The 4,819-nt window shown below is 58.9% G+C and carries 3 protein-coding genes; all 3 read left to right on the top strand.

Going from position 1 to position 4,819, the window contains the following annotated elements:
* Positions 1-1,669: Na/Pi cotransporter family protein (locus VK725_RS05700; RefSeq protein ID WP_325317091.1), on the top strand; the 1,669-nt coding region annotated here is incomplete at its 5' end.
* Positions 1,670-1,914: 245 nt separating this feature from the next.
* A complete protein-coding gene (locus tag VK725_RS05695) occupies positions 1,915-3,042 on the top strand; it encodes an efflux RND transporter periplasmic adaptor subunit (protein WP_325317090.1) in 1,128 nt (375 codons plus the stop codon).
* The coding region (locus VK725_RS05690; protein WP_325317089.1) for an efflux RND transporter permease subunit at positions 3,035-4,819 on the top strand (1,785 nt) is incomplete at its 3' end. The genes VK725_RS05695 and VK725_RS05690, both read left to right, overlap by 8 nt.

The following is a 4,819-nucleotide window of genomic DNA, read 5'->3' as shown; positions in this document are numbered from 1 at the left end:
GATGAAAGGCACGTTCGCTTTCTTTGATATCTTCGGCTATGTCGCCCTGTTGTTGTGGGGTACGCACATGGTCACCAGCGGTGTGCTGCGTGGTTACGGCAGCACGCTTCGTCGTGGGCTTGGCCATTTTCTCGGCCGGCGCCCGACGGCATTTGCATTTGGTCTATGCATCACCGCGCTGCTGCAGAGCAGTACCGCCACGGGCATGATGGCAACGTCGTTTGCCGCGAGCGGCTTCCTCGGTCTCGCGCCGGGCTTGGTCGTGATGCTCGGTGCAAACGTCGGTACGACGCTGATCGTGCAGGTGATGTCGTTCAACATCGCGATCGTCGCGCCGATCCTGGTTTTGCTCGGCTTTGCGATGCATCGTCGCAGCGACGACGTGCGCCTCAAGAATCTCGGTCGTGTCGGCATCGGCTTGGGTTTAATGCTGTTGGCGCTGCATCTGCTCGTGCTGACGATGGCGCCCATCGAAAACGCAAAGCTCTTGCGCGACGCATTGCAGGCACTGTCGGACGAGCCGGTATTGGCCTTGCTGGCAGCGGCGCTGCTTACGTGGATCTGTCATTCCAGCGTGGCCGTGGTGCTGTTGATTATGTCGTTTGCGACAGCGGGGGTGATCGATGCGCCCGGTGCCCTGGCACTCGTGCTGGGTGCGAACCTGGGCGGCACGATGCCTGCATTGTTGGAAGCGCAAACGCCGATGGCGCGCCGTCTGCCACTGGGTAACACGTTGGTGCGTGCGCTGGGTTGCATCATTTGCCTGCCGTTGCTGCATCCCATGGCGCATTGGCTGGAGCCGTTGGGTTCTTCTGCAGCGCGTATCGCGGTGAATTTCCACACCGCGTTCAATCTCGGATTGGCGTTGATCTTCATCCTGCCGGCTGAGCGTTTTGCACGACTGCTGGAGCGTTTGCTACCGGACCCGCCGCGCCCTGCCGATCCGGGTCAACCGCTTTACCTCGACGAATCCGTGCTGGAAAGCGCCGGCATTGCGCTGGTGAACGCCACACGCGAAGCCATGCGCATGGCTGACACGATCGAAAATATGCTCACGAACCTAGTCGAAATTTTCGGCAAGGACGATGCGGCACGCGCCGCGGTGATCAGTCGCATGGATCCATCGCTGGACCGCCTCGGTATCGCCATTCGTCAATACCTCGCCGACCTTGGCGGCGAAGCGTTGAACGAGGAAGACGGGGAGCGCAGCCAGGAGATCCATGCGTTCGTCATGAACATTGAGCATATCGGTGATATTACGGCGAACAACATGATGGAATTCGCCGCAAAGAAGGCCAAAAGCGGACAGGACTTTTCCGCCGACGACATCCAGGATCTTGCAGCCATGCATGAGCAGGTGATGGAAAGTCTTCGCCTGGGCATCACTGTTTTCATGCGCGGCGATCTGCGGGCCGCACAGCAACTGGTCGAACGTAAAGAACTGTTATGGCGCTTGGAAAATGACGCCTCCGACAGGCACATTCGCGCCTTGCGTGAGCAACGCGATGGCGGCGGTGGCGATGTCTACCTGCGCATTCTGCGCGACCTCAGGCGCATTCATTCGCATCTTGCAGCTATCGCCTATTTGCCGCTGGAGCGAGCCGGCCTGTTGCAGGCCCGGCTAGTTCGCGAACCCCTTGCAGCCAACACCGCAGAAGGAAAAGTCTGAACTTGGACAGTCACACGCAAGCAGAATCTCCGACAATTAACTCGCCTTACTGATCCCGCCCACGCGTGTGCTCCAGAAGGAGCCTCACCCGGAAGCGGAGGCCATAGGCGGCCAAAAACCGCGGTTCCGGGACGCGCCGGGTCGTTGAAATGCAACGACCCGCTCCCCCTTCACCGTTTTGCAACAGCTCTGTGGCCTTGTGGTCGCAGGAAACGCGTTCGAGCGCCCAGCCGAAGGGAAGACCTATGTTTCACCAGTCGAACAAACCAGCCATACGACTCTCGCTCGTGATCGTTATGGCATTGAGCATGGCCGCCTGCTCACATGGTGCGGATGAAAACGCCACGCCGCCGCCGGCATTCACCGTCGAAAATAATCTCTACAAAGTTCCGGACAATTCGCCGTTGCGCAATGAGTTGATCGTGCAGCCGGTGGACATGCACCAGGCGCCGCACTCCATGGTGTTTCCGGCCAATGTGGAGGCAGATCCCGTACGCACCGTCAGTGTGCTCCCCCCGCTCACGGGTAAAGTGGTCGAGCTGAAAGTCGGGCTTGGCGATCACGTCACTCGCGGACAGCTGATCGCCACCATCGATTCGGGCGATCTTGCGCAAGCGAATTCCGATGTCGTCAAAGCACGCGATGCGATGAATCTTGCGAAGAAAGCGCTCGATCGCGCGCAGGGTGTGAAGGCGGCAGGCGGTAACGCAGTCAAGGATCTGGAAGCGGCGCAGAGCAGCTACAACCAGGCACAGGCGGAATACGACCGCGCACGCACGCGACTTGTTGCCGTCGGCGGTGAACCCGATGCCCAAACAGCGCGACCGATGCAAGTGACTGCGCCCATCACGGGTTACATCACGGCCTTGTCGGTCGCACCGGGTGTGTACGTCAACGATCCTACAGCTTCGATGATGACGATCTCGAATCTCGACTCGGTCTGGATCACCGCGAACGTACCGGAAAGCGATTCGGGTATGGTCGCCAAAGGACAAAAGGTCGATGCCACGCTGGCGGCTTATCCGGACAAGGTGTTCCATGGCAACGTCACCTTCGTCAATCCGGTACTGCAATCGGATACGCGCCGCGATCTGGTTCGCGTAACGTTTGCCAATCCGGATGGATTGCTCAAGCCCAACATGTTCGCCAACGCGCGCATCGACATTCCGCAGCCGGAGCAGGTGTTCATCCCGCAATCGGCGTTGCTGATGAACAACGACAGCATCACTGTATTCGTCGAAGTGTCGCCGTGGACATTCGAACGCCGCACGGTGGATATCAGCTACGACGAGTCCGATGGTACGCGTGTGCTGAAAGGCTTGAAGGAAGGCGATCGCGTGATCGTCCGGGGCGGAGTGCTCCTCAATGATTAATGCACTCTTCCGCTTCTGCTTCGAGAAGCGTGTGTTGTTCATCGTCGTGACGGTGCTTGTCCTCATCTTCGGTTACTACTCGTGGACGCAGCTGGCCATCGAGGCGTATCCGGAATTGAGCGATGTGACGGCGCAGGTCACCACGCAGGTGCCGGGCCTGGCTGCCGAAGAAATCGAGCAACAGATCACCACGCCGCTGGAACGCGGCCTCGCCGATACGCAGGGCCTGGTCAGCATGCGCTCCAGCAGCACGTTCGGCCTTTCGCTTATCACGCTCGTTTTCAAGGACGGAGCGGACGATTATTGGGAACGGCAGCGCGTGCTGGAACACATCAGCCAAGTAACATTGCCGCCGGGCATTACCCCGGGGCTTGATCCCGTGTCAGGTCCGGCCGGCGAGATCTATCGCTACACGCTGGAATCCAACACCAAGAATCTGATGCAGCTGTCGGAGATCCAGAACTGGATCGTCATCCCGGCATTGCAGCAGGTTCCGGGCGTGATCAACGTCGACAACTTCGGCGGCTTCACCAAGGAATTTCAGCTGGAGCTCGATCCGCAGCAGCTTCTGCATTACGGCGTGAGCGTCAGCCAGGTTACGACAGCCATATCCAACAACACATCGAACGCGGGTGGTGGCCGCATCACGCGAGGCGAGCAGTCTTACATCGTGCGCGGTATCGGCATGGTGCACTCGCTGCAGGACCTGGGCGACATCGTCGTTACGCAAAATAACGGAGTCCCCGTGCTGGTGCGTGAGCTTGGCAAGCTGCGCTACGGCCATCAGGTACGTGAAGGTATTCTCGGCAAGGACAACAATCCCGACACGATCGAGGGCATCTGTGACCTGCTGAAATACGAAAATGCATCGCGCGTTCTGGACGGGATTCACGCCAAGGTCGATGAGCTGAACAAACAGCTTGCGGCGCAGGACGTGAAGATCGTGCCGTACATCGATCGCGACAATCTGGTGACGGCAACCAAGGAAAAAGTTTTCCACACGGTGATGGAAGGTATCGGCCTGGTGTGCATTGTGCTGATTCTTTTCCTGGGCAGTCCGCGCTCGGCCCTGGTTGCCGCAGTAGCCATTCCGATGTCACTGGTGACGGTGTTCATCCTGATGCAGTTCACCCGGATGCCGGCCAATCTTTTTTCGCTCGGCGCGATCGACTTCGGCGTGATCGTGGACGGTGCGATTGTGGTGACCGAGGCGATCTTGCGGCAGCGCGAGATGAAGCCAACGGAAGTACTCGTCGAAGAAGACGTGATGTTGGTGACGAGTCATGTTGGCCGCTCCATCTTTTTCGCAACCTTGATCATCATCACGGCTTACTTCCCGTTGTTCGCATTCGAACACGCGGAAGGCAAGCTGTTCCGGCCAATGGCTTTCACCGTTAGCTACGCGCTTCTGGCTGCGTTGTTGTGCACGGTGACGTTGACGCCCGCACTGGCATTTCTGGCCTTGCGCAAGCCACGCAAGATATTCGAAAACAAGCCGCTCAAGCGACTGCAAGAAGGCTTCTCGCATACCCTGGGCCGATTGCTGCACAACCTGCCCGTTGCTTACGGCATTGCCATTGTCGCGTTCTGCGGTGTATTGATTCTCGGCGCAACGATTGGCCGCGAGTTCCTGCCCGATCTGGATGAGGGCGCGCTCTGGCTGCAGGTTCAGATGCCAACAGGTCTGTCGCTGGATAAAGCCAGCGACATGGCTGCACAACTACGCGAGGTCGTGCGTGAGTTCCCCGAGGTGTCCTATGTCGTGACCCAGTTGGGG

The organism is Dyella sp. (assembly GCF_035486915.1).
Taxonomy (GTDB): domain Bacteria; phylum Pseudomonadota; class Gammaproteobacteria; order Xanthomonadales; family Rhodanobacteraceae; genus Dyella_B.
This window is presented reverse-complemented; position numbering and strand designations above follow the sequence as displayed.

Excerpts from the sequence above, each read along its gene's own strand:
- VK725_RS05695 (WP_325317090.1), top strand. The coding sequence starts at position 1,915 with ATGTTTCACCAGTCGAACAAACCAGCCATACGACTCTCGCTCGTGATC.